This window comes from Flavobacterium sp. LS1R10 (assembly GCF_003968825.1).
In the GTDB taxonomy this organism is placed as follows: Bacteria; Bacteroidota; Bacteroidia; order Flavobacteriales; family Flavobacteriaceae; genus Flavobacterium.
The window spans coordinates 380383-406399 of record NZ_RYDH01000001.1 but is presented as its reverse complement, the minus strand read 5'-3'; the positions used below and the strand labels follow the sequence as shown (position 1 = coordinate 406399).

Below are 26017 nucleotides of genomic sequence, written 5' to 3'. Positions count from 1 at the left end.
AATTAGCCTTTTTTGGTTGCTACTCACCACTCACTTCTCACTAATTACCAAAGAAATGGATACAAAAGATCTCTTAAAAAAAGTACGAAAAATAGAAATCAAAACCCGAAGATTGAGCGATCACATCTTTTCGGGGGAATACCACACATCTTTTAAAGGGCGCGGAATGACGTTCAGCGAGGTGCGTCAATACCAGTTTGGAGATGATATTCGTGCTATTGATTGGAATGTTACGGCGCGATACAATGAAGCGCACGTAAAAGTGTTTGAGGAAGAACGGGAATTGACCATGATGTTGATGGTGGATATATCAGGATCAGAAAGTTTTGGTTCGAAAAATCAATTCAAGAAAGATATTGTTACGGAGATTGCGGCAACAATGGCTTTTTCAGCCACACAAAACAATGATAAAATAGGTTTAATTTTGTTTTCTGACGCAATCGAATTGTATATTCCGCCAAAAAAGGGAAGATCGCATGTATTGCGCATCATCAGGGAATTGATCGAATTTCAGCCCAAAAGCCGTAAAACAGATCTTGCCCAAGCCTTAAAATTTTTATCGGGAACCCAGAAAAAGAAAGCTATTGTGTTTGTAATTTCTGATTTCATGTCGGAAGAGTATGAACATACATTAAAAATAGCCTCTAAAAAACACGATATAACTGGGATTCGCGTGTACGACATTCGGGAAGAAAAAATGCCGAATTTAGGGATGGTTTCTATGCTTGATGCCGAAACCGGAGCAATTGAATTGATAAATACCAGCTCGAAAGCAGTGCGAATGAATTATGAAAAACAGTACCATAATAAAGTAACCTATTTTAAAGAAACATTCAGTAAATCAGGTTCAGGTGTGGTAAACACAAGAGTTGATGAAAGTTATGTGACTAAATTGCTGAGTTATTTTAAATCGAGATAAGGGTTCAATAATAAAAGATGAAAAAACAATTATACCTACTATTGCTGCTTTCTACGGCTGTTTTTGCACAACAAAAGCAAGTAGTCACAAGTATTGATACAATTAAAAATAAAATTGGTGCCGAATTTAAATTATCCATAAAAACTACTGTTGACACTTCGTCTAAGGTCATTTTTCCAAACTTAAAAAACCTTGGCGCTTTAGAGGTGATTCAGTCGTATCCTATTGATACGGTCAAAATGGACGGCCGTTATGAATTAATCAAGAAATACGGGTTGACCCAATTTGATTCTGGCAGATATGTGGTTCCAAGTATCAAGATTTTTATCAACAGCAAACCGTTTTTTACGGATTCGCTTTTGGTTGAGGTAGCGAATGTTCAAGTGGATACTTTGAAACAAAAAATGTACGACATCAAGGACATTGCTCCTGCGGATAATTCAATTGGGGATTGGTGGAAATACCTGCTGATTGTTGCTTTGATTGGTGGTATAGGAGCGTGTATTTATTGGTTTATTAAAAAACGACAAGAGAAAAAACTACACAAAGAAATTTATAAAACGCCTATAGAAAGAGCGACTAGTTTGCTGGATTCTTTGGAGAAAAAAGAACTTTGGCAAAAAGGAGAAGTCAAGGCCTATTACAGTGAATTGACTGATATTGCCCGAAATTATATTGAAGAAGCCATAGAAATTCCAGCTATGGAAAGTACTACATCAGAGCTGATTCTTGGACTTAGAGCGGCTTCTGTCAAAAAGAAAATGACGCTTTCGAAGGAAATTATCGATAATCTGGAGCGTGTTTTGAAACAAGCCGATTTAGTGAAATTTGCCAAATCGAAACCATTGGATTTTGAAATAACCGAAGACCGAAATAAAATTCAAAAAGCAATTTTAACCCTGGACAGCTCCATTCCGCTGGAAGTTCCAGAAGCAGAAGAGATACTGTTGAATGAAGCACAAAGACAAAAACAAATTCAAATTCAGTTGCGCAAACAAAGAAATAAACGGATTCTTACGGCCAGCGCTATTGTACTTTTTTTATTGGCAGCGACCACCACTTTTTTTATTGTTACCAAAGGGTTTAGTTATGTGAAAGACAATATCATTGGTCATCCTACAAAAGAATTATTAGAAGGCGAATGGGTAAAAAGTGAATATGGAAATCCAGGAATTATCATAGAAACACCAAAAGTACTCAAGAGAATAGATCTGACTAAAACGCTTCCTAAAAATGGAATGGCATTGATTAAAGAGATGCAATCGTTTGTGTATGGTAGTGTTTTAGATCGTTTTTATGTGATGGTTTCTACGTTAAAATTCAAAGCAGAAACGCAAATTGATTTGGCTAAATCGATGGACGGGGTATTGCAATCATTAGAATCCCAAGGAGCTCAAAATATGATTGTTAAACAAGAAGAATTTGAAACCAAAGAAGGGGTCAAAGGGATTAAAGCCTACGGCACTTTTTCCCAAGTTGATGGCGGTGATACGACAGGTGTAAAAATGTACTATGAAGCAGTATTGTTCAGTCAGGAAGGTGGATTACAACAAATTTTACTTTTTCATGAAGAAGGAGATACCTATGGCAATGAAATCTCAGAACGAGTTTTGAACTCGGTCGAATTAAAACAAGCAAGTAAATAATGGATAAAATAACTTTTTTGAACCCAGAATTTTTTTGGCTGTTTCTACTGATTCCAGTTGTGATTGCCTGGTTGCTTTGGACAAAAAACGAACAGATCGCAACATTAAAAATTAGTTCTATAGCAGGATTTAAAGGCGCAGAGTCGTATTTGACAAAGTTAAAGCCACTGTTGAATGTATTCCGGGTTTTGGCATTGTGTTCTTTAATTGTTGCCATGGCCAGGCCAAGAACGGTGGATGTAAGCAGTAGAACAAAAACAACTAAAGGAATTGATATTGTTATGGCAATAGATGTTTCTGGAAGTATGCTGGCCAAAGATTTGAAACCAAACCGAATGGAAGCATTGAAAAGAGTCGCAGCTGATTTTGTTGAAGAACGACCAAATGACAGAATAGGATTAGTGGTGTATGCCTCGGAAGCGTACACAAAAACACCGGTGACCAGCGATAAAGCAGTAATCCTTAATGCGATTAGCAGTATAAAATACGATACTGTTTTGCAGGACGGAACCGGAATCGGGATGGGATTAGCCACTGCCGTAAACCGATTAAAAGACAGTAAAGCCAAAAGTAAAGTCATTATTCTTTTGACAGATGGTGTGAATAATGCTGGATTCATTGAGCCGGAAACAGCCTCAGACATCGCCAAGCAATATGGAATAAAAGTATACACAGTAGGAATTGGAACTAACGGAATGGCCATGTTTCCCTATAAAATAGCACCTAATGGAACGTTTTTATTCCAAATGATGAAAGTGGAAATCGACGAACAATTAATGAAAAGTATTGCCAGAAAAACGGACGGAAAATATTTTAGAGCCACCAGCAATAGCAAGCTGGCCGAAATTTATGCCTCCATCAATAAACTGGAAACTACAGAAATAGAAGAACTAAAATTCTATGATTACGATGAAAAATTCAGGCCTTTTATATGGTTTGCCGGTTTTTTGTTGTTGCTGGAAGTAGGACTAAGGAATACAGTTTTTAAAAGCTTTATATAAAATCCCCACCCCAGCCTCCCCGAAGGGAAGGGAGCACGAACTGGAATATTGGAATTAGAATGACCAAGTTTAGAATTTTGATTTAGGGTAAAAATCTAAGATCAAAATTCATAAATCTAAAATTAAAAATGGAATTAGACGAAAAAAAATATTTATACCTTCTTTTTATACTGCCTCTTTTAGTGTTGGTTTTTCTGGCCAATTTATATTGGAAAAGAAAGAAACAGCGCGAGTTTGGAGATTTAGAAATGGTAAAAAAATTAAGTCCGGAAAGTTCCGTTTTTAAGCCAGTATTAAAAATAGTCGTGCTGATTTTAGCTTTTCTTGGACTGATTTTTGCTTTGGTAAACCCAAAGATTGGCACCAAGATGGAAACCGTAAAACGGGAAGGGATTGACATTGTTTTTGCAATGGATGTTTCTAAAAGTATGCTGGCCGAAGATGTTGCGCCCAATCGATTGGACAAAAGCAAGCAAATTGTCTCACAAATCATCAACCAGTTAGGAAGCGATAGGATAGGTATTGTGGCGTATGCCGGAAGTGCTTTTCCGGTATTGCCCATCACTACGGATTACAGCGTTGCAAAAATGTTTTTGCAAAGCATGAATACTGATATGGTTTCCTCCGTAGGAACATCGTTCAACGAGGCAATCAAATTATCGTCAACCTATTTTGATGATAAAAAAACGAGTAAGTTATTGATCATGATTTCGGATGGTGAAGACCATAATGAAGGTGCTGAAGAAGCGGCTGAAGAAGCCAATAAGTTGGGAATTAAAATTATTACAATTGGTGTTGGAACTGAAAAAGGAGGTACAATCCCATTGAAAAGAAATGGAATTATTGAAGGTTTCAAGAAAGACAATAACAACCAAGTGGTTATAACGAAGTTGGTTCCAGAAAGTCTGACAGCGATTGCTAAAGCCACAAAAGGGGGTTATGTAAACGGAAATAATACCAAAGAAGTGCTTGAATATGTAAAAAATGCATTGAATAATATTCAAAAAACCGAATTTGAAGCGACGGAAATGGCGGATTTTCAATCGCAATTTCAATGGTTTTTGGGCTTTGCCTTCTTGCTGTTATTTGTAGATGTCTTTCTATTGGAGAGAAAAACAAACTGGGTTAAGAAATTGAATTTATTTAACGAAAATAAATAATTATTTCCTAAAGGTTATTAGCCTTCTGGATTTATAGATACAATAAATGAAAAGATTTAAAATTATCATAATTGCTTTTTTAATGATTGCTTTCTGCGGAACGGCCGGTTTGTACGCACAACAAAAAGACCGAATTTTGCCTAAAGCAAATGCAGAATATGCGGAAAACAAATTCGCAGAGGCAGAGGCTAATTACAGAATTTCGGATTCAAAATTCCCTAATAGTACCGCTGCGTCCTTCAATCTTGGAAATAGTATTTACAAGCAAAAGCAGTCTGGAGAAGCCAAATTTGCGTACGCCAAAGCATTTAAAAATTCAAAAACGAGACCTCAAAAACACAGAGCCCTGCATAATTTGGGAAACGTATTCATGAATGAAAAGGATTATACTCAGGCGGTAGAAGCGTATAAAAACGCCTTGCGAAATGACCCAACCGATGAGGAAACCCGTTATAATTTTGCTTTGGCCAAAAAAATGCTGAAAGACAATCCGCCAAAGGATGACAAGAAAAAAGACGACAAGAAAGATAAAGACAAGAAAGACGATAAAAAGGACGAGAAGAAAGACAAAAAAGAGGACGATAAAAAAGACGATAAAGGCGATCAGGACAAAGATAAAAATGAGCCAAAACCCAATGAAAATGGGGAGCCAAAACCAGCACCTGGAGGTATCTCCAAGCAGCGTCTGGAAAATTTACTAGATGCTGTAAATAGAGAAGAAAAGAAGGTTCAGGATAAGGTGAATGCCCAGAAAGTAAAAGGAAAACCAGTTAAAACGGAGAAGGATTGGTAATTCAATTAGACAGTTTGAAAATGAAAAAATATATAGCAGCAATCGTTTTATTGGTGTGCAGCTCCCTTAATGCTCAGGTTCAGTTTGAGGCCAAAGTCAGCAAAAGTACGTTGGGCTTAAATGAGAGGTTGCGTATTGATTTTATGATGAATGTAGATGGGGATAATTTTGTGAAGCCTTCATTTGAAGGATTTAGAATTGTTGCCGGGCCCAGCCAGCAAGTAAGTCAGTCCTGGGTAAACGGGAGAAGTTCTTTTGAGAAAGTCTATTCATATATTCTTTTGCCAAATCAAAAAGGAACCTTGGTTATCAAGCAGGCAGCCATAGAGTTTAATGGTCAAATTTATAAGACAGCACCAGTAAAAATAAATGTTACTGAGGCTACGCAACAACCCAGAGATCCAAACGATTCACAAGTGTCTGCGGATGAAAACTTATATCTTGTTGCCGATGTGTCTAAAACAAATCCGTACATCAACGAACCCATTACGGTCGTGTACAAATTGTATTTTGCAAATATTGGCATCTCAAATTTAGGAGAACTGACCAAGCCAAAATACAATGATTTTTGGAGTCAAAATATTGAAATAAAACAGCTTGCTGCCGAAGAGGGGATGTTTAAAGGCCAAAATTATCGCTATATCGTGCTAAAAAAAGTAGTGCTATATCCGCAAAAATCAGGAAAACTTAAGATCGAGCCCCTATCATTAGCAGTTGATGTGCAGTTACCAACGAACCAAAGGGATATGTTTGGTCGAATGGTACTAACGGAAACGACCCAAAGAGTTTCGGCCGGAGCCAAAACCATTACCGTTAAACCACTACCCGAGTCTGGAAAACCAGAAAATTTTACCGGAGCGGTTGGAAGTTTCGACTTCAAAGTCACACCGTCTAAAACCGATTTAAAAAACGGAGAAAGTCTGGATCTTGTTGTCAGCGTAACCGGAAAAGGGAATCTAAAATTGTTCAGTTTGCCAAAACCAGTTGTGCCAAATGCGCTGGAAATGTATGATGCCGTTCACAGCGAAGACATCAGTACACCACTTTCCGGTATGAGCGGAAAAATGTCAGACAGTTATACTATAATTCCGCAATACAGAGGAAATTATCCGGTAAAACCAATGCTGTTTTCTTATTTTGATCTGGATTCCCGTACGTATAAAACACTCCGTTCTCCAGAGATTATGATCCATATTCTTGATGGCCCTTCTCCGGCAGATTCTTCTGCTACAGCTGGAAATAAAAATAAAATTGCAGCGGTTGAAGAATTTAAAACGATCAAGTCAAAAACCAATCTGGTTACCATTGATAAAGAGGATTTCTTTGGATCGAATTTGTTTATTGGATTGTTAGTACTGCCTTTTTTATTGGTTCCAATAATTGTGTTATTCAAAAAGAAAAAGGAAGCTATGGATGGCGATATTTCCGGAAACAGAATCCGAATGAATAATAGACTGGCCAAGAAATATTTATCAGTGGCCAAGAAACAAATCAATAACAAAGAACTGTTTTACATTGCACTGGAGAAAGCGATGCATAATTTCCTGAAGGCAAAATTACACATTGAAACCTCTGAAATGAGCAAGAATAATATTCAGGAATTATTGTTGTCCCGAAATGCAAAACCGGAAGCTGTAAACGACTTTATTGTGCTTACTGAAAATTGTGAAGTGGCCCGTTATGCACCTTCATCCAGTGTTACAATACAACAGGATTTTGATAAAGCAGTTTATATCATCGCTGCGTTGGAAAAACAGATTGCTTAATAAAAGTACTAAAATTAATTTTTGAGTAAATACACTATGAGCCTTTGTGCCCTCGTTGCAAAAAAAGATAATGATGAAAAATATACTATACATACTTTTACTTTCAACTCAGTTTTTCTTTGCCCAAAACGGCTTTGAAAAAGGGAATGCGTATTATGAAAAGGCAAAGTACACTGAAGCCGTGGCTGCCTATGAAAGTGTTTTGAAAACCCAGCAGCAGCACTCTTCGGAATTGTATTTTAATTTAGGAAATGCCTATTATAAATTGAATCAGGTTGCGCCTTCGATCTACAATTATGAAAAAGCATTAGTGCTCAATCCAAACGATCAAGGAAGTATTAACAACCTGAAATTCGCTCAAAAAAGAACAATTGATGAAATTAAAGTAATCCCAAAAGTAGGTTTTGCAAAATTAGTTCGTGATTTCACGGGAATTTATCATTATAATACCTGGGGATGGGTTTCTGTAGGATTGGCTGCCGCTTTTTTGTTGTTTTTTATCGGGTACTATTTTTTACAAAGAACACTTCCTAAACGGATTTTCTTTTTTGGAATGTTTCTGGCTGTTTTTCTTTTACTAATGGCGCTGGTCGCAGCTATTATTGAGAAAAGTCATTTTGATACCGAAAAACCAGCCATTGTTTTTGCCGAAATGGCGAATGTGAAAAGCGAACCCAGAAATGGCGGTAAATCTATTTTTGTGCTGCATGAAGGAACTAAAGTTTATGTGAAGGAAGTCATCGAAAAATGGAAAAAAGTGCAGCTAACGGACGGAACCGAAGGCTGGATAGAGAGCAGTGCAATTAAGGAAGTGAAATAATAGTTCACGGTTTCAAATTGTCCAGTTTCTTTATTTATAGCAGAAACAGGGCGGTTTTCATGGTAATTAAACTGACCGCCACCATATTTAAAATCAGTTTCAAAATTGCAAATTCTACAGTTGGCATTTAATATTTGTCTCATGTTTTTATATTGAAACTTTAAAAACATAATCACCCCATGACATAAGTATTATTGCGATTAAATGCCCAATTTACTCTGAAGCTTAGTAAGAATTTAATGCAGAAATAAATACAGTAAATTATGAAAAATTGTTTTCCATTTTATTTGGTTAATTTTACCATCATGAACTAATAAAACTGTCCCTTTCGTAAGTTTTAATGATTGACTTTCTGCAATTTCAGAGTTTATAAAAACGCTATCATCTTTTGATATCTCCCAGTAATTTTTTTGATGTACTGTAATTTCTGTTTCAGAAGAAGTTTTGTAAATGTTAACTGTAAAAATCTGTATTATTGTATTGTTTTTGACTTCATATATTTTTTTTTCGTTGCTTATTTGATATGAGCCGTCTTTAATAACCTCATTGTTTATAGATACTTTATTTCCAATTTCTACTTCTGCTAAATAATATGATCTTTCTATTTCAAAAATTTTGCCATCAACAAGTTTTTGCTCAACAATAAATAATTTTTCCCGACGAATGTTATTCAAATAATTTCCAATATCTAAATCTGGAATTACATTTTCATTTGCTAAAGTGAAAAGCTTAATGCCTGTTTTGCACGAAATCGCAAGCTGGGGTAATTCAAATCAAGCAAAAAAGATTATTGCAAAAATGGTAAAGTAGAAAATTGTAATGGCTGAAATAAATAAGAATTCATTAATTTTTGTTTAGAATCTCTTAATTATGGTAAAAGTATTTGATCTAATATCTCAAGATTCAAGGCCTATAAGTCTATTGCATCATAAACCAAAACTTTCTTCCAAAGATGGGAACAGTTTTTTACAAAATCCTGATGAATAGGGTGGTCCTGATATATTTTTTGACCCGCTTCATCATCAAAAAATAACAGCTCTGAAACGTCCCAAGAAGTGTCTACTACTTCCCGTTTTTCCGTAGAAGCTAATATACCCAAATGAAATTGGCGAACCGTTGGAATTGCTGCTAAAGTTTTCAAGCCGGAAATCAATTGCTGTTTATCTTCTTCCGATTGGGGGTTCTTTAACCAAAAAAACACATGGTGTATTAAATTTTTTTCATTGGAGTGTTTTGTGAATCCAAAAGCACCTGCAATACCTACTAAAGCCGCCGAACCAATAAACTGTCTTCGTATCATCTGATTAATTTTAAATGTAAATATCTAAATTAAAAATAGAATAGGATCACTATTTATCTCAAATTTTAAAAGGAGAATGACTGCTGTTTTTGAAACAGAACGGTTTTTGCAAAACAAGATAGTTTTTCTCATTAATCACCATGAAGCCCGGCTTTCACTAAAGCCTTAAAACAAAAAAGACCTTACATTGCTGTAAAGTCTTTTTAAAAAGCTCCTCTCTTGGGCTCGCCCCTCGGGACAGATTAGCAGTTAAATCTCGACTGCGCTCCATTTGACAAGATTGATACGATCTAATTATTTTATTTCCTTATCTAAAATAATGGCAGGAATTTGCTGTTTCATTACAAAAGCATTAAATTTCTTGACATCGTTATCCACGATATCTTTTATTTTCTGGAGTTCGGCATCTATTTTCATAGCTAAATCTTCATAAACAACATAAGCATTTCGGGTTGGTTTTGATTCCGATGACGAAATATTGGATCCTAATCCAGCCATTTTGTCGTTCAATTGAATTGGGTATGCTAACACATCTTGTGGTGCTTTAGCTTTTGGCTGCATTAATGATGACTCAATTTTATCCAAATTTTCCAGAGTCGATTTCGTCATTTTTTTCATTTGATTGACTGCCACAGTATCTTTTACAGTTGCTATGTATCCATTAATTTGCGTCCGAATTTTTCGCAGTTGGTTAATCGCGAGATGAGCTTCATTGACTTTTTTATTGACTTTTTGGTGCAAGTCAAATTGCTCTTTTAAATCAGCATCACTCGTGGTCATTCGAGGATCAAGTTTGATTTCAACAGCTGACTCTGCAATAATGGTTTTGTCTTCAATTAACCGAACAATATAAGATCCCGGTACTACTTTTGCGCCAATACCAGATCCTGCCCACATTACATTAGTTCCGTCAACTGCAGTTGCATTTGGATAGCGCATGTTCCATACAAATGAATTCATACCTGCTTTTGCGGTGATGAAACCCGCTTGCTCTTTTTTTGGATCTTGATAAAATTCCTTGGAAATTTTCATGGGTTCACCCTTCATGTCTTTGGTTGAAGAGTAGGTATTTATCGTATCTCCTTTGAGTGTCAGAAACTGTAATTTTATCTCAGTTGAAGGTTTCTTTTTGAAAAAGTAACGTACAATTACTCCATTTGGGGCATTAGTTCCTGAACTCATGTCATCGCTTTGTCCGCCTTGCATTCTATAAGCAGGACGCGGTTTGAAAAGGTGTTTGTTTCCTTTTACTGTTTTGTCTTTTATTTCATAAAGCGGTGTAATATCATCTAATACCCAAAAAGATCGGCCGTGGGTTGCAACGATTAAATCCTTTTCTCTTTTTTGAATTTGTAAATCTCTAATAGGAGTAACCGGTAAATTCAAGTTTAGTTTTTGCCAAGAATCTCCATCGTTGAAAGAAACATAAACGCCTCGCTCAGTTCCAGCAAACAGTAATCCGGGTTTGTTAGGATCTTCACGCAATACTCTGCAATATTCATCAGATGGAATTCCATTGGTTATTTTAGTCCAACTTTTTCCATAATCAACCGTTTTGAACATATACGGTGTACGATCGCCGTACATGTATTTATTGGCTGTTAAATATGCTTTTCCTTTTTCGTGTTCTGAAGTGTGAATCATACTAATCAAAGAAAAGTCAGGTAATACTGTTGTTGGTAATGAGATATTCTCCCATTTTGCCCCATTGTTTTTAGTGATATGTACTAAACCGTCATCAGATCCGGTCCAAATTACCCCTTTTTCTAGCGGTGATTCTGAGAGGGTGAATATGGTAGCGTATACTTCCGCTCCTGTTTGATCCTTAGTTATTGGTCCGCCCGTTTCTCCTGTAGTTTTTGGATCATTTCGGGATAAATCAGGACTTATAATTTCAAATGAATGACCTTGATCTTCCGTCACGTGTACTACCTGAGAGGTAACATACATTCTTTTTGGGTTGTGAGGCGAAAAAACAATTGGGTACGTCCATTGAAAACGGTATTTTTTAGCACTTGAAGGAGCCCCAATATTCGATTCTGGATACGGAGAGATATCTTTTCCTTGGCCTGTTTTTTTGTTGTAAGAACTCAATTGACCGTCGTACTCGCCACCGTATGTAATGTCAGCATTCGTTGGATCTGCCTCGATGTATCCTGCTTCGCCACCCGCAACGGCGTACCAAGATTCAGGACCTATACTATTGCCACTAGTTCTAGAAGCAATCCGAATAGAAGAATTGTCCTGCTGAGCTCCGTAGATATTATACGGGAATTCATTGTCTACTGATACATGATAAAATTGAGCGGTTGGCGTATCTAGTTCCGTGAAGGTTTCCCCATCATTAAAGGTAACTTCTCCACCACCATCATCACCAATGATAAAGTTATCTGGGTTTAAAGGATTAATCCATACATCATGCGTATCTCCGTGTCGGACATTTATTTTTTTAAAGCTTTTACCGCCATCGCTAGTTTTCCAAGCATCTACATTTAATACAATTAATCCATTTTCGTTTTTAGGATCGGTTTGTAAATTCATGTAATACCATGGTCTTTGCCAAAGATTTTTATCTTCATTAATCAATTCCCAGTGCTCGCCTGCATCGTCAGATCGATACAGTCCGCCTTTTGTATTTTCGATCAAAGCATACAAGCGATTCGAATTTACTGGAGACACAGCGATTCCCATTTTTCCGAGGATTCCAATTGGCATTCCTGGTTTTTCGTTAAGCGATTTCCAAGTATCACCGCCATCAATAGATTTGTACATTCCAGATCCTTTTCCTCCTGATGACATAGAATGACCGTTACGATACCCTTCCCAAAGCGTTGCGTAAACAATTCTAGGATTGGTAGGATCGATACGAACACACATGGCGCCCGTTTTTTCATCTTTAGAAAGAACTAATTGCCATGTTTTTCCACCATCTTTTGATCGGTAAACACCGCGTTCCGGATTAGATTTAAAAGGATTTCCCATTGCTGCAACAAAAACGATGTTAGCATCAGAAGGGTGTACTTCAATATTAGCGATTGCATCCGCTTTATCGAGGCCAGATTTTGACCAAGTTTTTCCGCCGTTTACAGATTTATACATTCCGTCACCAAAAGAGATATTGGATCTCATATCCGCTTCGCCCATTCCTACATATACTACATTCGCATCAGATGGAGCAACTGTAATTGCACCTACAGCAGATGATTTAAAAATACTATCAGAAATAGGAAACCACTCATTTCCTCCATCAATTGTTTTCCAAACGCCACCTCCTGTTGAACCAAAATAATACGTCAAAGGATGGTTGGCATGTCCTGCTACCGCAAGTGATCTTCCCGATCGAAAAGGTCCGATATTTCTCCATTTAAGCGCATTAAATACGCTATCTGAGACAAAATTTGAAGTTGTTTTGTTTTTTACATTCTTTTTTTGAGCATAGCCTAAGCTAGTGGAAAGTGTTATAAAAAAGACAAGAACGATACTAAAATTAATTCTTTTAAAATAAGTTTGGTTCATAGGTTTTAATAGATTGGTTAGTGGTTGTTAAATTTTAAACTTCAATAAGGATTTGCCATTTTTAGTTTTAAACACTGCATATTGGAAAAACACATACCTAGTTATTTATCAAATATAAGAATTAATTTAGTAGTAATTGTAGTTGTTAAACGGCGTTGCATGGAAGCACAGATTTGTAACTAAGTTAAAATGGTTATCAACAAATTTTCTATTTCTATCTTTGAACTAGGTGAGGTCTTAATTTCATTGTGAATTTAAAACAAAAAAGACCTTACATTGCTGTAAAGTCTTTTTTAAAAAGGTTCTACCGATAGCTATTGAGGCTTGTTCGGGTGATTTATTCGATGATTAACTTTTTATATGTTTTCAAGTAATCTCATTGAACTTTCAGGATTCTGTATTAGGTTTTCAATATCAATTTTGCTTTACATCTTCTTGCTTTAAATTAAAGTTGTAGCCAACGTACAAGTGATTTAATAGATGCGGGTATTTTTAATTTTAATCTTTTAAAACTATTTATAGTCTTGCGGTAATTTTCGAATTTTTGTTGCTTTTTCAAAGGCAAATCCCATTTTTAAAAGGCTGTCTTCATGATACGGTCTGGCTATAAATGTAAGACCCCATGGCTCTCCCGTTGTTTTGTAGCCCATAGGAATAGTAAGGCAAGGGTAGTTGGCCGCAGCGGCATGACCGGCGTTATTATTGTTTATGGATAAGATAGCGTCGAGTTGGTATTTTACCATCGGTTTTTCAAAAAAATTGACTCCTTCTTTTTTGATTTTGGCCTTTATTTGCAGTAATTCTGCTTCAGTAGTGTTTTCGGCTAGCATTTGTTCAAAACGTCCTTGTCCGTAGGGAATTTTTAGTATCGAATCATTTTTATTGTACGCTATAATGTCAGCAATAGAGCGGATAGTAAGTTCATTTGATGCATATTTATTCAAATAATTAGGAAGATCAACTTTCATGTCGGCACTAAGTATGGTGCCAAAACCGTCGAAGTTCATTGGTTCTGGATCATATTCAACGACTATACCACCTAACTTAATTATGGTATTGATACTCTGCTTATAAATTGAATCTCCTAAAAAGTTTTTAATGGCACCAAATCGTAATCCTTGCAGCGTTCCCGACTTTAGATCATCGAGGTACTTTATGTTTTTTGGATTGTTCTTGGTTGCAGGATCATTATTGTCTTCTCCACTCATAGCCGAAAGAAGGATTCCACTATCAGTAACATTTTTTGTCATTGGCCCAGGCGTGTCTAATGTACTTGAGATTGGAATAATACCCGTTCGGCTCAATAAACCAGTAGTTGGTTTTAGACCAATAATTGAATTTTGCCACGAAGGAGAAAGAATAGAACCTGAAGTTTCAGTTCCCACTGCTGCCGCTGCATAATTGGCGGCTACCGCAGCACCACTTCCTGAGCTCGAACCACCAGTGTCAAATATTTTCCGTCCATAGGGATTAAGCGTTTGCCCTCCCACTGCACTATAGCCATTAGGACCAGTCAGGAAAAGGAAATTAGCCCATTCGCTTAAGTTTGTTTTACCTAAAACAATAGCACCTTTATCTTTTATTTGGGTAATTATAAATGCATCTGCAGCGGTATTGTTTCGTAACAAATGTGTTCCTGCGGTGGTAGGCATGCCCTTTACGTTTGTATTGTCTTTTACAAGTATTGGTATGCCGTAAATTGGATGGTCGTGATTGGATTTGTTTTTATCTCTCTTTCGTGCTTCATTAACTGCTTCAGGGTTAATAGCTACAATTGCATTTAGCATCTTATCTTTATCATTTTCATATTTGACAATTCTGTATAAATACCACTGTGTCAGTGTTTCATAGCTAAGGCTGCCAGATTTAATATGGGATTGAATGGTGGGAATGTTTTGTTCTAAGATTAAAGGTTTTAGTCTTTGATAATCGTCCTCCGAAAAAGCACCTATCTGTTGTGCTATGTTTTCCCAAATAGTGTTTTTATCCAGAATTTTTGACTGGATCAATTTGTATTGCATTCTTGTTGATGCGTTGGTAGCATTTTTTGCTAGTTCTTCGGTTTCGTCATAAGGGGCCCATGCCGGAATAACTGTTTTTTGAGTTGGCTTACAAGCCAGTATAAAAAAGAGAGAGAGGAAAAGAATTTTCTTCATTAAATCTAAATTTAGGGTTATGTATTGGTTTTTTTTAGGTCAGTTCTAGTTCGTTTTTACACTATTTACTTAATCGAAGCAACTATAAACAAAAGGTGTTGGATGTATATTCGAAAGAAAAGATATTAAAATCCGCAAGTTCAAACAGCATTAAGTGTCTTTATTTATTCCCGAACCTATTTGTAAATAATAAGTCATGTGATCGAAATTCAAAGATATACAATTAATGTACTATTAGCGTAAAATTATAGCAAAGGCAGGATAGGATTCTTTAAAAAAAGGAGGTGGGTTTTTGGCAAGAGGCACTATTAGAATTGTAGTTTTTTTTTGATTCATGTTACCGTTTTTTAGAGTTAAACAATTGGCATGACAAGTCAGAATATAAAATGGGTACCTCGAGATTTTAGATGGGTACCGAATAGTGTGCCTTTTTTTTATAAACGAACCTAGTAACTTGGCAAAATCTAGAATTAGCTTTTATCTACTGAATCACCCTGAAGTCCCGATTTCACTACAGCTTTAAAACAAAAAAGACCTTACATCACTGTAAAGTCTTTTTAAAAAGCTCCCTCTCTTGGGCTCGAACCAAGGAGTGTAATTAGCAGTAAAATCAAGACTTTACGTTGTTTTACTTTTTTATGTTACCGAATTGTATGCCTTTTTTATTAATTTATTCGTGTTTGAATATAAAAGAACGCTTTATTACTTCTCTCTAAATGTACAAAAATATTGGTTTTTTATCGAATATAAACTACTTATTTAAGTTCTTTATCTGTTTTCTTCTTTTAATATCCAATAAATATCATTAAAGAAACTATCAGCTTCCAATAGATTTTTTAACTTGAGTTCATTACAAATTTCCCCAACTAATAAGCAGTATTGCTCATAATCTTCGCCACTAAAAGAACCACTATGAGCTTTAAAATAAACCCCTGCTTCTTCTTTTAAAACTTTAATTGGGTTTGAATTAAGATTAGCAAATCGTTCTGGCTGATAGGTCATCATTATTTCTGTGACATAATTTACTCTAGCTCCATTTATAGTATTAATCATTTCACGAGCCTTAGCAAAAACTTTCGATGCTGGTAAATTTTGATTGTCTCTGATAAATTTTACTAGTTCTCTAAATTCATTTCGATGGTTATATACTTTGTGTCTTAAACGCAGTAAACTACCACTTTTCCATAGGCCACTTTGACCTTTTTTACCCACAAGGGAGTCTATTGCATCTTCAAATGATTTTTGAGTCAATCTAGGAGAATCTATAATATTATCTAATACACCTTTTGCTTGTTTATAGTCTTTTGTTCTTTGAATAAAAGCTTTTTTACTTTCTGCATTACTATATTTAGCTAAATGTTCTCTTAACTTAGCATAACTAAAATTATATTCATTAGTGCTTTTGGAAGGAACAACTTTTTGTCCTTTAAGAAAATTATATTGCTCAATATAAAACTGTTCATAACGATTAATAATCATATAACCAGCAACATCCGCATTTTGTGTAGATGTAATCGTTGAAAAATAATAACTGGCATCCTTCCAATTTGAACTTTCAATAATTGTATTTATAACAATGGATGATTCTTGATTATCCATTAATCCTCCTTTTGTCAGATTGGCAGAACCAGAAATGATAATTCCGCGATCTCCATTTTTAAACATAAAAAGTTTTGGATGAAAAACGGCTGATTTGTTTAATGCTTTATCCAAATACAAAATAGCATTTGGATTTTTAAGAAATAAAGTATGCAGTTTTCTTAGGGCATCTGGTTCAGTCAATCCAAAATGTTGTCCTGCAATAACCTGTATTGCTTTTCCTTTTTCAACATGTTTTTTAATGTAAGGAAATAGTAAATTTAATCCTGACATTTTAAGAAATGCAGTGGCTAAATAAATTTTATCTGTATCTTCAAAACTCTTGATGATATAATCAAGATGATTAGATGGTTTGTTATTTGTAATAAATTCAACTTTTATCATTTCTTTTTTTGACATCTATATTACTTTTTTTAACATCGATTAGGTATGTGTTATTATAAAAGTCAATCTGATTTTTGATTAATTTTTTTCTGACACTTTAATCAAAAAGTGTTTTTATAATTCCTTCAAAATTCTTTCAATTTGCGATTGCTGATGCAATTCGTCACCGCTTAAATCAAAAGGGACTACTTCTAAAGTTAAGTCACCTTCATAGATAAAATTGTCCAATTTGTTTGAGAAGTTGGGATTTGAAGGATAAATAAGGACAAGACACGGATCAATTTTTTCGTTAGTGTATTTCCTGCCATAAGCGTATAATTGGTACATATCCGCTTGAGATATATTATAGTTTTTCCTTTCAGCAAATTCATCAAGTAATTTCCACTTAGTGTCTACTATTTTTTTTCTTGTTGCTTCTTTATCAATTACTATGTCTGGTTTTAAACGAAATTTATTTGCTCCCTTATGTTTCTCAACCAAGAAGTATGATTTATCCTGGACTCGTATTTTAAAACCATCTGAATATTTGCCAAATAGAAAAGCAATGTAATCTTCAAATATTTTCTGCATTGGAAACAATATTGCCATGTTTAGATTGTCACCTTTAAAGTTTGTAAATGATTTGTTTAAAAGGAATATTTCAGACCATAAAAGAAGTGATTTGTATTTTGATAATAATCTGTTTGATGAATTTATAGCCGTTAAGTCTGCTTTTATATTAGACGATACATCAACCTCTTCTAAGTGAGAAAGTAATTTATTAATAGAATAGGAATTATTATAGCTATTTGTAATTTTAAGTAACTTGATTAATGTCGATTTTACCAAACGATTAGCCGGGATGTTCTGAGAATACTCAGAGAACTCACAATAGAACTTGGCTTTGTTTGCAAAATTATATTTGATGTTTTGATTGATTTTTAATTTACCTTTCAAATACGGAACGTTATCTTCATGAAGAACATAATCTGATTTTACACCGCGAGTAAATACTCTTTCTGCCTCGTTTATATATGATTTGATAAAAACCTCTAAAATTGGAAAATCTTTTTTCGTTTCAATATGTGCTTTACTGATATTAACAAAAGGTGAGTTTTTGAGGTGTTTTAACATTCTTAAAAAAACACTCTTAGTCTCACCTAATTCATCAGTCGTCTTATTAAAATGAATTTTAGGGAGAATTTCCAAATGCAAACCATCTTTGGTCTCAATGACACCAACATAATTCTTTACTTTTATTTGTTTTCGCTTTCCTTTTGAAAATAAAGAAAATGGCTTTTCTCCATCGGGTGAATCATCTTGGTTTTGAGAAATGTAATTGTGAAAGCTATCGAATTGTTTTTCTGGTAAGTACAGTTCCGAAAGAGAACTTTGCGATTCATTACCGTAGTCGTTTAATGAACGAATTACTCCGTACTCACAAATATGATATGACTGTCTTTTCAAACTAAGCTTCTTTTAGTTGTTTTGAATAAATAGAAGTAAAGAATTCAGTTGTTATTGATTCAAAATCTTCAACAACTAAGTTTTCATTAATTTTATATAGTGTTTTTTCTTCAAAGCCGTCTACTTCTTTTCCAAATATTTTTTTCTGTTCAGAAGTTGGTTTTGGTATAACGATTCTATTTTCATCTTTTTTACCAAATTCTTTATTATCACCTAATACTAGTTGAATTTTTTCATAGTCTCCATAAAAGTATTCTTCTAGTAATGGGAGAATCTTATTTCTAAAAACAGAACACAATTCATCTTTAGTTCTTATATTAAGAAAAAAAGCATGTCCAAGTAAATGGTCTTTATCTAGTAGGAATTCTATTCTTTCATTCATCATTGAAACTAAAGCCCTTAAATCAATACCTTCAACATCAACATTAAGAAGTGATGTCTCAGCTGAATATTCAAAAAACACAAACCTTCTTCGTAAAGCTGTATCAATTAAGGCAATTGACCTGTCAGCAGTATTCATCGTACCAACAATATAAACATTACTAGGCACACCAAACATTTCTACACTATTAGCACCTGAATATGTCAGTTTTGCTCTTAACGATTCCTTAGCACCAATACGTTTTGAATCTTCAATTAATGTAATTAATTCACCAAATATTTTTGAAATGTTACCTCTATTTATTTCGTCAATAATTAATACATAATTAGCATTATTGAATTTTTCTTTTGACAAGATAAATTCAATAAGAGCTTTTAAAACACTATTATAACCAAATATATATTTATCAAATCTAATACCAAGAAAATCTTGTAAAAAATCTTGTAAATGAATACCGTCCTTTTCTTTAGTCTGAATATTGATTAATTCTATTACGTTATTAGCTAAAAGTTCAAGTAAACCAGTAATTAGTTTTGTAGGAAAAGTAATAATCGAACCTTCGTCTCTAGTAATTTCGACGATATCATTTGTAAATTTAGATATCGAATGGGCAGAATTATGTGAATTTAAAAAAGTATCGCCAACATTTAATATTGATAAGTCTTGTGCTTTTTTACATAATTTTTTAAATATTCCGTCTTCAATATGGTATTCAATATCACCGTTTGCATTAACCTGAGGTTTAATGCCTTCAACAAATTCTTCATAAGAATATGATTGATGAAAAGTAACAAACTGAATTTGTCCACTCTCTACAAAAGCATCAAACTCTTTTTTAATTTGTTCTCTGGTCATATCACTTAAGTCATTACCTTTTACAATAGATAAAGCATGATTTATTGAATGATGGGTTTTTCCAGTTCCTGGCGGACCATATAAAATCTGATTCAGTGGCTGGTCAGTTAAAGGGTATGGTTCTACAACTTCATTTTCCTCATTTCTTCCTGTTCCGTGAAGTAAATCTTTGTTTAGTAAGTAATAATATATAAACTCTGGCTTAAATGCAAAGATTTTACGACCATCACTCAAAGTATTAGAAAAGCCAAATTTAAATGCCTCAGAAAGTAAATCAACTTTAAGGTTATAATTAAATGGCTTCTCTCCTTTGTTTGGTCCCCATTCAAATGCATCCCAACCACAAATTAAATAGTCACTACTAGTTGGATCAGCATAAATTCCTAATGCAAAAGTTTTTTCAAACTCAGACTGAGGAGCGTTATAACCACGCATATCAACAGAACCTTGCATTTGATGTTGTTTTTCATTTTCGACACGACCACTTCTCCATTTAACCGGTTTTAGATAAACATGAATAATGTAATCTACAGTGTTGGCATGTTTTAATTTATAACATACATATCCGCTATTTCCCTCTTGAATTAATTCATAAGTCCAATTATTAATTGCAAGCGACCTTTCAAGATATTCTTTTTGATTATTAAAATCTAAATCCTTTCCCTCTAGAATAAGACCTTGATTATTTACTATTTTTGCCATATGTACTTATTTATTAAAGTATTGCTCTTTTATAGATTTAGCGATTACAAATGATAACTTTGGCGGGACAGCGTTACCAACTTGTCTCCATTGCTCTTTAAAGGAACCCAAGAAAATATGTTTATTACTAAAAGTTTGTATTCTTTTAATTTCTTCAATCCTTAAGAATCTATTTTTCCAATGAAATGGTCCCATATTATTTGAATGACTTGCTTGGATTGTCCAAGATGGCCTTTCAGGTGAAAGCTTTAGTAAAAAAGACCAATACCTAGAGCGCCACTTAAAAACAGGTTCAGGATGATTTCTTTCTTCAGTAAAGAATAAATAATTATCCCCAGGAGGTATTTCTTTTAAAAGATCTTTGTGTTTGGAACCAGCTTCCATTTTTATATCCTCAGGTAAATCGAAATCAATGTCCTTTAAAATGTCACCACAAGTTACCCAAGGTTTTGTGTCTTTTACAAGTTTAGCTGGATCAGAATGAGTTTTGTCTGGAAAGGTAAAATCTTCCATTTCTTTTTTAACTCCTATACAAATAAAACGCTGCCTTGTTTGTGGAACACCATAATCTGCAGCATTAATAACTTTATGGAATATTTTATAACCCAATCTTTCACTCTCCTTTTCTACCATTTCCAGTGCTGATTTGTGAGGCTTAAAAACAAAGCCATGAACATTTTCAAAAAAGAAAAACTTTGGATTCAATTCTTTAACAGCTCTAAAATAATTGGAAACAGTCATAAAACCATCTTCATCATCAATACCTCTTTCTTTTTCTTTACGATAAAATCTAGACTTTGAAAAAGGGGGGCATGGAGGTCCTCCAACAAGGCCATCAATGCTTTTATGTGTTTTTTTAATTTTTTTGAAATCTATATTTTCAATATTATCACAAACCACCTCTGAACTTGGAAAGTTCACTTTTAATGATTCGCAAGCCCTATCCCATATATCGGATGCGAAAACTGTTTCAAAACCAGATTGCTCAAAACCAAAATCAATACCGCCAACTCCCGAAAAAACACTTACAATTTTTGGTTTCATTATATATTTTTAATTAAATGTTTAACCATTGCTTCTCCTAATAAGGATGGAACAGCATTACCAATTTGTTTTTGAATAGAACGTCTTGTCCCTACAAAATTATAATCTTCTGGAAAGGTTTGTAATGCAGCAATTTCTGGCACCCTTAAACGTCTATTATTCCAATGGAAAGGACCTACCCAAGGTCCTGGCTGTGCCGAGATAGTCCATGATGGGAGATTAGGGTGTAATTTTAAAAGAAAATTCCAAAACCTCTTATTAGCTTCAAACTTTGGATTAGGATGGCCGTTTCTTGCCGTTAGTGCAAAATAATTCTGTCCAGGTGGTACTTGATTAAGTTCATTTTCATATGTTTTACCCAAAGTCAATTCTTCTTTCTCAAAGTATTTATCATCATCAAATTTACCAATCCAGTCTATTACTCTTTCATAAGGCAATAAATTATCATTAAATAAAATTTCTTTACTACTACCATGTGTTTTAATTGGTTCATCCAATATTTTATTTTTTGATGCCATAAAAAACACTCTTTTCCTTTTCTGAGGAACACCAAATTCAATTGCATTTGACTTATAGACAATAAAATTATATCCTAATTTATCAATACCTTCTTCTAAATTCTGAACCGCACTTTTATTTTTTGGATGTAATAAACTCTCTACATTCTCCAATAAAAACCCATCTGGTTTTAATTCATCAATCATTCTTAAATATTGACCAATCATATTACGTGGATCTTCGCTCCCAAGCCTATTTTTATGTGTTACCCAATATCCAGCTTTAGAAAAAGGTTGACAGGGAGGACCGCCAACTAAAATTAATTTTTCAGGATTATTATTTTTTATAATTTCAGAATAACTAATACCTGACATTTCTTTAATGTCTTTGTGAAAATGTTTGGTATGGTTAAAATACTTGTTACTCTTCATTGTAGCTACACTGTCTTTGTCAAAATCTAAACTTGATATAACTTTAGAACCAGCTAATTGAGCGCCTATATCTAGTCCACCTGCTCCAGAAAAAAAACCAATAGTTTGTATTTTACTATCAATAATTTTTTCAACTTGATCGTTAACATTATACCCTCTATGATTAAAGTTAATATTTATTAAATCTTTTTTTCCAAACTTTTCAAATTCATCTTCAAATAATAACAATTGAGGTTCTTGTAAATATATTAGAGACTCTTTTGGGAATTTATATTTTTTATTTTGTGCTTCTGTCATTATGCTCTGTATTCCTTTAAGGAAATTTATTATTAATTTAAATTGGTTAAAATCGTAATATTGCTATCTTATCATTTGTCAATGAATTTTAGAAAATCAAATCCTAAGAACCATGAAAATTTAGACAAATAATCCATACTACAATTGAACTTTCCATTTTCAATTTTAGAAATAGTCGTTCTACTTACTTTCATAATTTCGGCTAATTGTTCTTGATTGTACCCTTTTTTTTCTCGGATTTCCCGAATGGATTCCCCCATTTTTAAGCGAGAGTCGTGGAGGTAACCTTCCATCGAATTCTCTGCTATTTCAAAGTCACTATTTATCATTTTTATGCTTCTGTAATTTGTCTTGCAATAATCTCAATGGCTTCTTCTTTACTAACAGTATTGCCAAACTCTTGTAAAGATTCCTCATCTTTATAAACCCCATTACTGTCATTCCAACAAAGCCACTCTATTAATTCCAATCTAGACCAAGAATTTAATTCTTTTATCAATTCATCATCACTGAATTCCATAAGTTTATAGAATGGATGCTTCAATTTTTCTTCTTCACTTATATATATATTCATAATGATAGTATTTTATGTACTCTTTAAATCACTTAGTTGGATTAACGAATAAAGTTCCTATGTGCTCAAGACCTTTATTATCAACAACTGTGAGCCAAACATTAGTTTCTACACCATGGACAGCATTAGACAGATTGATTTCTATTTTTTGTTCGCTAACTTTGATTACTCTACCTTCAACTTGGGAATAATCGGATTTATTTATTGTTACTTTATGACCAATTAAATCATTGGTTTCTACTTCAACTATTTCTAGATCGTCTAATCGCACTGTATTTATTGGTGGAAAAGATAATCCGGTATTCAACGCTTGAATATCTGCTCTTGGCCTTTCGTCGTCTTCAATTACTTCTAAAACCACATATAATTGGTTTGGATTTTCATCTGCTAAAGGCGTATGAAATTTTACAATTTGTCCTTGTTTAATGGGTGTCATAATTAATCTTTTTTATGTAGACTATTTCTTGTGTATTTAACAAAATCAGTAAAACGAGTGCAATATAATGAACAATTCATGAACAATTGTACTCCTTTCAAATTTTAAATTAAGATAGGAGGGTAATCATATTTTCCCTCACTTGGTTTTGGTTCCTAAAGTGTTACGAATAACACTGTTGATATTGAAAATTTGGTTGTAAGGATAAATCATTGAGAGGGTAGGGAAAAGAATAGAGATTTTGCTACCAAGCAGTTTAGTACGCCTATATTCATTAAACTGATTTGGTTTAAAATGAAAAAAGACAGCTGTTACACTGTCTCTCTCTCTCTCTCTCTCTCTCTTATTAATCTTGATATTTCCAAAGAAATCCTGACGAACTCCTTCTTTCTCCTCTGCAACAACGTGAGATACAGGTTTTGGATTGTCCAGTAATCCTACTTGCGTCTGCAACGGAATTATAACGAGCTAAAATTTCACCATCTAAAGTAAATTGAGTGACTTCTTTTTTCCTATTATCCGTAGCAGGTTTAAAGGTATTGTTTTGGGAATAAGACCAAAAGTGCCCTTTCCAAACTGTAGCTGTTAAACAAGCGTTGGAAACCCTCCGTTTGTCATGCCCTAGTGTTAATTGAATTTCTTTTAAACCATCGAAAGAAGCTATTAAATTACCTTCTAAATCAAACTGGTAGACAACCTTATTGAATCCCCCACCAGAATCTGAATTATACCCATTCTCTTGACTATTGTATTGTAAGATATATTTTTTTTCTTTCTCAGCAAGTTCATTAGAGGAAGCTGCAGTGTCAATTTGTTCCCATCTAAAAGCATCCGCTCCATACGTTGCGATTGCTTCTTGAAAATGACCTCCCGTACCTTTATTGGCTTTTTTAATGTGGTCTGCCTTTCGCTCTTCTATTGACCTGGTCGTTATTCCTATGTAAGCTTCTTCTGTTCCTTGGTTAGTTACTTTATAAACTATTCTCATCTGCTTTTCCATCCTCCATTTTTATTTTAAGTTGATACTTACCTTTTTCAGAACTTTCTATTTTTTCTTCTGCTCTCAATTTATCCAAACATTTGTACAAAGTATTTTTCGACATAGTTCTAGTGTCATTGTTTACAAATTTTTTAATTAATTCAGCACTTAGGACGGTCTGACTACCGTGACTACTATGACTACCGTGACTTTGAATATAGTTATGTACTAAATCTTTGTTTGTTGAGTCTTCTCTGTAATCAATTTTAACTTTACTGTCGTATAAGTCATTTTTATCCACATCACCTAGTTCTTCAATCCATCTATCCTTATCTATCTTGTAAACGGTTGCTATAGAACTATCGACTTCAATATATTTATTAAATAACATACTAGAATATTTACCCTTGCCATTAGGGATATTTGCAAAACCTAGTGCGTACTCAAACTCTTGAAGAATTACCCTGCTTCCTGCAATGTTATCTTGTTCGATGGGTCTGTCGTTTCCTTTAATATTATGATGTATTACAATTATGGTTTTTTTAGAACTCACAACATATTCTCTGAATTTATTAACAAACTTTACACACTCGTGACTTGATTCAATTTGGCCTTGAAACAAATGAGTAAGGCTATCGATAAATACAATATCTGCGTTAGATTCTTCAATACAATCTTGCAATTTTTGCCAATCTTTATCAGAGTTAATAGACTGAATAAATTCTTCTGGCGGTGTTAAATAATTTTGACCAAACAATTTCATTTCTTCTGTATCTAATCTAGAAATTTGTTTTCTAAGTCGTGCAAATCTCAATCGTGCACTTTCTTCAAGGTTAACAAAAACCACCTTTTTGGGACCACCGTTAATTTCTTTGCCATAAAAGGTAGTTCTGCCCACAGCGAGTGAAATCGCAAAATTCTCTGCGAAAGTTGTTTTTCCTGCTTTACTTACTCCAACAAAAAGCCCTTTGGAGCCCTCTATTATGCCATTCCATATTTCTACTGGCTCTGGTTCATTTTCAAATTTTTTAATTAAATCGATTGCCTTATATACCAATTGTGGCTTCTCATTTAATGGATTTTCATTCTCCTTTTTCATCCTCGTCTTCCAATTTAAGTTATTAATTTATTTAGTCATACTAGTCACGCTAGTCATACTAGTTTGGTTGGACATATAAAACTATCGTGTTTACATGTTAGTTTTATTAATTTAATTATCTCATTTTTTTATCTTTTTAGTTTGTAAATCCTACTTTTCTTTCAGTAGCGTTTACAAAGATTCAAATAAATAAGAGGTTAAAATGGGGGTGTAG

At 34.1% G+C, this 26017-nt stretch carries 21 protein-coding genes; 7 read left to right on the top strand and 14 right to left on the bottom strand.

Annotated elements, in window-relative coordinates:
- Window positions 1–55: 55 nt before the first annotated feature.
- The 7 genes from EKL96_RS01770 to EKL96_RS01740 all read left to right on the top strand — a co-directional run bounded on the left by EKL96_RS01770 (window position 56) and on the right by EKL96_RS01740 (window position 8105).
- Entirely contained in the window at window positions 56–919 is an 864-nt protein-coding gene (locus tag EKL96_RS01770) for a DUF58 domain-containing protein (protein WP_126457681.1), read from the top strand.
- 17 nt (window positions 920–936) lie between these two features.
- Window positions 937–2565, top strand: a complete 1629-nt coding sequence (locus EKL96_RS01765; protein ID WP_126457680.1) for a hypothetical protein — start codon at window positions 937–939, stop codon at window positions 2563–2565.
- On the top strand, window positions 2565–3566 hold the full coding sequence (locus tag EKL96_RS01760) for a vWA domain-containing protein (protein WP_126457679.1): 1002 nt from the start codon (window positions 2565–2567) through the stop codon (window positions 3564–3566). The genes EKL96_RS01765 and EKL96_RS01760 overlap by 1 nt, the downstream gene beginning before the upstream one ends.
- Before the next feature lie 128 nt (window positions 3567–3694).
- On the top strand, window positions 3695–4726 hold the full coding sequence (locus EKL96_RS01755) for a vWA domain-containing protein (RefSeq protein WP_126457678.1): 1032 nt from the start codon (window positions 3695–3697) through the stop codon (window positions 4724–4726).
- A gap of 46 nt (window positions 4727–4772) precedes the next feature.
- Window positions 4773–5519, top strand: a complete 747-nt coding sequence (locus EKL96_RS01750; RefSeq protein WP_126457677.1) for a tetratricopeptide repeat protein — start codon at window positions 4773–4775, stop codon at window positions 5517–5519.
- Window positions 5520–5539: 20 nt separating this feature from the next.
- Window positions 5540–7285, top strand: a complete 1746-nt coding sequence (locus tag EKL96_RS01745; RefSeq protein WP_126457676.1) for a BatD family protein — start codon at window positions 5540–5542, stop codon at window positions 7283–7285.
- 73 nt (window positions 7286–7358) lie between these two features.
- Entirely contained in the window at window positions 7359–8105 is a 747-nt protein-coding gene (locus EKL96_RS01740; RefSeq protein ID WP_126457675.1) for a tetratricopeptide repeat protein, read from the top strand.
- A 236-nt stretch (window positions 8106–8341) separates the two neighbouring features.
- On the opposite strand, the gene EKL96_RS01735 is transcribed toward EKL96_RS01740, so the two are convergent.
- From EKL96_RS01735 to EKL96_RS01670, 14 genes are all read right to left on the bottom strand, one after another.
- Window positions 8342–8779, bottom strand: a complete 438-nt coding sequence (locus EKL96_RS01735; RefSeq protein ID WP_126457674.1) for a hypothetical protein — start codon at window positions 8777–8779, stop codon at window positions 8342–8344.
- A gap of 236 nt (window positions 8780–9015) precedes the next feature.
- Window positions 9016–9405 carry a Dabb family protein gene (locus EKL96_RS01730; RefSeq protein WP_126457673.1) on the bottom strand — a complete coding sequence of 130 codons (390 nt, stop codon included), beginning with the start codon at window positions 9403–9405 and terminating at the stop codon, window positions 9016–9018.
- Window positions 9406–9699: 294 nt separating this feature from the next.
- Window positions 9700–12921, bottom strand: coding sequence for a WD40/YVTN/BNR-like repeat-containing protein (locus EKL96_RS01725; protein ID WP_126457672.1), 3222 nt, complete (start codon window positions 12919–12921; stop codon window positions 9700–9702).
- Between the two features lie 512 nt (window positions 12922–13433).
- Window positions 13434–15077, bottom strand: coding sequence for an amidase family protein (locus tag EKL96_RS01720; protein ID WP_126457671.1), 1644 nt, complete (start codon window positions 15075–15077; stop codon window positions 13434–13436).
- Window positions 15078–15845: 768 nt separating this feature from the next.
- The gene (locus EKL96_RS01715; RefSeq protein WP_126457670.1) at window positions 15846–17075 is read right to left on the bottom strand and encodes a phospholipase D-like domain-containing protein; all 1230 of its coding nucleotides are present in this window, start codon (window positions 17073–17075) and stop codon (window positions 15846–15848) included.
- Between the two features lie 99 nt (window positions 17076–17174).
- On the bottom strand, window positions 17175–18506 hold the full coding sequence (locus EKL96_RS01710) for an McrC family protein (protein ID WP_126457669.1): 1332 nt from the start codon (window positions 18504–18506) through the stop codon (window positions 17175–17177).
- A gap of 1 nt (window position 18507) precedes the next feature.
- Window positions 18508–20445 (bottom strand): AAA family ATPase, encoded by a 1938-nt coding sequence (locus tag EKL96_RS14610; RefSeq protein ID WP_126457668.1) that lies wholly within the window; start codon window positions 20443–20445, stop codon window positions 18508–18510.
- Between the two features lie 6 nt (window positions 20446–20451).
- Window positions 20452–21489 carry a DNA cytosine methyltransferase gene (locus EKL96_RS01700; protein ID WP_126457667.1) on the bottom strand — a complete coding sequence of 346 codons (1038 nt, stop codon included), beginning with the start codon at window positions 21487–21489 and terminating at the stop codon, window positions 20452–20454.
- Window positions 21489–22715 carry a DNA cytosine methyltransferase gene (locus tag EKL96_RS01695; RefSeq protein ID WP_126457666.1) on the bottom strand — a complete coding sequence of 409 codons (1227 nt, stop codon included), beginning with the start codon at window positions 22713–22715 and terminating at the stop codon, window positions 21489–21491. The genes EKL96_RS01700 and EKL96_RS01695 overlap by 1 nt, the downstream gene beginning before the upstream one ends.
- A gap of 71 nt (window positions 22716–22786) precedes the next feature.
- Window positions 22787–23044: a helix-turn-helix transcriptional regulator gene (locus EKL96_RS01690; protein WP_199739562.1), complete on the bottom strand. Its 258-nt coding sequence runs from the start codon at window positions 23042–23044 to the stop codon at window positions 22787–22789.
- Window positions 23045–23046: 2 nt separating this feature from the next.
- On the bottom strand, window positions 23047–23289 hold the full coding sequence (locus tag EKL96_RS01685) for a hypothetical protein (RefSeq protein WP_126457665.1): 243 nt from the start codon (window positions 23287–23289) through the stop codon (window positions 23047–23049).
- A 28-nt stretch (window positions 23290–23317) separates the two neighbouring features.
- A complete protein-coding gene (locus EKL96_RS01680; RefSeq protein WP_126457664.1) occupies window positions 23318–23725 on the bottom strand; it encodes a hypothetical protein in 408 nt (135 codons plus the stop codon).
- 346 nt (window positions 23726–24071) lie between these two features.
- Window positions 24072–24713: an NUMOD1 domain-containing DNA-binding protein gene (locus EKL96_RS01675; protein WP_126457663.1), complete on the bottom strand. Its 642-nt coding sequence runs from the start codon at window positions 24711–24713 to the stop codon at window positions 24072–24074.
- Window positions 24697–25803 carry an AAA family ATPase gene (locus EKL96_RS01670; protein WP_126457662.1) on the bottom strand — a complete coding sequence of 369 codons (1107 nt, stop codon included), beginning with the start codon at window positions 25801–25803 and terminating at the stop codon, window positions 24697–24699. The genes EKL96_RS01675 and EKL96_RS01670 overlap by 17 nt, the downstream gene beginning before the upstream one ends.
- Window positions 25804–26017 lie beyond the last annotated feature (214 nt).

Coding starts and splice junctions, on each gene's coding strand:
- EKL96_RS01770 (WP_126457681.1), top strand. CDS start 56: ATGGATACAAAAGATCTCTTAAAAAAAGTACGAAAAATAGAAATCAAA.
- EKL96_RS01765 (WP_126457680.1), top strand. CDS start 937: ATGAAAAAACAATTATACCTACTATTGCTGCTTTCTACGGCTGTTTTT.
- EKL96_RS01760 (WP_126457679.1), top strand. CDS start 2,565: ATGGATAAAATAACTTTTTTGAACCCAGAATTTTTTTGGCTGTTTCTA.
- EKL96_RS01755 (WP_126457678.1), top strand. CDS start 3,695: ATGGAATTAGACGAAAAAAAATATTTATACCTTCTTTTTATACTGCCT.
- EKL96_RS01750 (WP_126457677.1), top strand. CDS start 4,773: ATGAAAAGATTTAAAATTATCATAATTGCTTTTTTAATGATTGCTTTC.
- EKL96_RS01745 (WP_126457676.1), top strand. CDS start 5,540: ATGAAAAAATATATAGCAGCAATCGTTTTATTGGTGTGCAGCTCCCTT.
- EKL96_RS01740 (WP_126457675.1), top strand. CDS start 7,359: ATGAAAAATATACTATACATACTTTTACTTTCAACTCAGTTTTTCTTT.
- EKL96_RS01730 (WP_126457673.1), bottom strand. CDS start 9,405: ATGATACGAAGACAGTTTATTGGTTCGGCGGCTTTAGTAGGTATTGCA.
- EKL96_RS01725 (WP_126457672.1), bottom strand. CDS start 12,921: ATGAACCAAACTTATTTTAAAAGAATTAATTTTAGTATCGTTCTTGTC.
- EKL96_RS01720 (WP_126457671.1), bottom strand. CDS start 15,077: ATGAAGAAAATTCTTTTCCTCTCTCTCTTTTTTATACTGGCTTGTAAG.
- EKL96_RS01715 (WP_126457670.1), bottom strand. CDS start 17,075: ATGTCAAAAAAAGAAATGATAAAAGTTGAATTTATTACAAATAACAAA.
- EKL96_RS14610 (WP_126457668.1), bottom strand. CDS start 20,445: ATGGCAAAAATAGTAAATAATCAAGGTCTTATTCTAGAGGGAAAGGAT.
- EKL96_RS01700 (WP_126457667.1), bottom strand. CDS start 21,489: ATGAAACCAAAAATTGTAAGTGTTTTTTCGGGAGTTGGCGGTATTGAT.
- EKL96_RS01695 (WP_126457666.1), bottom strand. CDS start 22,715: ATGACAGAAGCACAAAATAAAAAATATAAATTCCCAAAAGAGTCTCTA.
- EKL96_RS01690 (WP_199739562.1), bottom strand. CDS start 23,044: ATGATAAATAGTGACTTTGAAATAGCAGAGAATTCGATGGAAGGTTAC.
- EKL96_RS01685 (WP_126457665.1), bottom strand. CDS start 23,289: ATGAATATATATATAAGTGAAGAAGAAAAATTGAAGCATCCATTCTAT.
- EKL96_RS01680 (WP_126457664.1), bottom strand. CDS start 23,725: ATGACACCCATTAAACAAGGACAAATTGTAAAATTTCATACGCCTTTA.
- EKL96_RS01675 (WP_126457663.1), bottom strand. CDS start 24,713: ATGAGAATAGTTTATAAAGTAACTAACCAAGGAACAGAAGAAGCTTAC.
- EKL96_RS01670 (WP_126457662.1), bottom strand. CDS start 25,803: ATGAAAAAGGAGAATGAAAATCCATTAAATGAGAAGCCACAATTGGTA.